This is a genomic window from Bacillus sp. P4_D3, assembly GCF_056401855.1.
The window spans coordinates 1-1,802 of record NZ_JBFUIN010000636.1 but is presented as its reverse complement, the minus strand read 5'-3'; the positions used below and the strand labels follow the sequence as shown (position 1 = coordinate 1,802).

Sequence of the window (1,802 nt, the reverse complement as noted above, 5' to 3'; positions counted from 1 at the left end):
GAATTCTTCTCCAAATTCCGCTTTACTACTATGCTTTTTACCCTTATGACAGAAGAATTCTATGAAATAAAACGTTAAATAGTTTAAAATTATCAGATAACACTAGATATTTTAGTCTATTAATTATTATAATAGACTATGAGATGGTTATATAATTGAGACAAAAAAGGTAAATACCTAGGTGGGGCCTAGGCGGTGTTTTCTTTTTACGGCTTAGATATAAAAACACCTACTCTTTTTTGCCAATATAGGGGATGGAGAGATTATCATGAGCAACATGCAGCAAAAAACAGACGTTATCTTAATTGGCGCTGGAATTATGAGCGCAACGTTAGGATCATTACTTAAAGAATTGGCACCTGAATGGGAAATTAAAGTATTTGAAAAACTCGCTAATGCCGGAGAAGAAAGTTCTAACGAATGGAATAATGCTGGTACAGGACATTCTGCGCTATGTGAGCTTAACTATACGTCCGAAAAATCTGACGGGTCTATAGATATTGGTAAAGCTGTAAAAGTAAATGAGCAATTTCAACTTTCAAGACAATTTTGGGCGTATCTTGTTAAGAGAAACTTAATTCGTAATCCACAAGATTTTATTATGCCACTACCTCATATGAGTTTGGTGCAAGGAGAAAAAAATGTGGAGTTTCTAAAAAATCGTTTTGAAGCGCTTTCAAAAAACGCTCTATTCCAAGGAATGGAATTTTCTGATGCTCCTGATACATTAAAAAAATGGCTTCCACTCATTATGGAAGGTCGTAACTCTAATGAACCGATGGCTGCAACGAAAATTGATTCTGGAACAGATGTTAACTTTGGTGCGTTAACACGCATGTTGTTTGATTACTTAAAAACTAAAAATGTCGAACTAAACTACAAACACAGTGTTGAAAATATTAAACGTGCGAAGAACGGTTTGTGGGAAGTGAAAGTACACGATATGAATAGTGGTAAAATCGAACACCATACTGCAAAGTTCGTCTTTATCGGCGGCGGTGGTGGTAGTCTACCTCTACTTCAGAAGACTGGTATTCCTGAATCAAAACATATTGGAGGATTCCCAGTAAGTGGACTATTTATGGTATGTAAAAACCAAAAAGTTGTAGAGCAGCATCATGCAAAAGTATACGGAAAAGCTAAAGTTGGCGCTCCGCCAATGTCTGTACCTCACCTTGATACAAGATATATAGACAACAAAAAAGCTTTACTGTTTGGACCATTTGCAGGCTTCTCACCTAAATTCTTAAAAACTGGCTCAAACCTTGATTTAATTGGATCTGTAAAACCGAATAACGTCTTAACGATGTTAGCAGCCGGTGTAAAAGAAATGGGATTAACAAAATACTTAATCCAACAAGTTATGTTATCACACGAAAAGCGTATGGAAGAATTACGTGAGTTTATTCCGAACGCTAAAAGTGAAGATTGGGATACTGTCGTTGCTGGACAACGTGTGCAAGTAATTAAAGATACTGATGCAGGTGGTAAAGGAACACTTCAATTTGGTACAGAAGTTGTTAGTGCAAATGACGGATCAATCGCTGCGTTACTTGGCGCTTCTCCAGGTGCTTCTACTGCGGTTCACGTTATGCTTGAAGTATTAGAAAAATGCTTCCCAGAACGTATACTAGCATGGGAGCCAAAAATAAAAGAAATGATCCCTTCTTATGGCGTATCACTAACGGAAAATCCAAGACTGTTCCAAGAACTTCACGCTTCAACAGGACGCACACTTGGGTTAAATGAAAAAGAAGCTGTTCACAATTAATGAATAGATTAAAAAAACGACATAATAAAAA

Annotated in this window: 1 protein-coding gene; it reads left to right on the top strand. The window is 36.7% G+C overall.

All coding sequences use genetic code 11. The annotated features are described in order from the left end of the window. Window positions 1-268: 268 nt before the first annotated feature. Window positions 269-1,771 carry a malate:quinone oxidoreductase gene (locus AC1DTM_RS25035; protein ID WP_016105186.1) on the top strand — a complete coding sequence of 501 codons (1,503 nt, stop codon included), beginning with the start codon at window positions 269-271 and terminating at the stop codon, window positions 1,769-1,771. Window positions 1,772-1,802 lie beyond the last annotated feature (31 nt).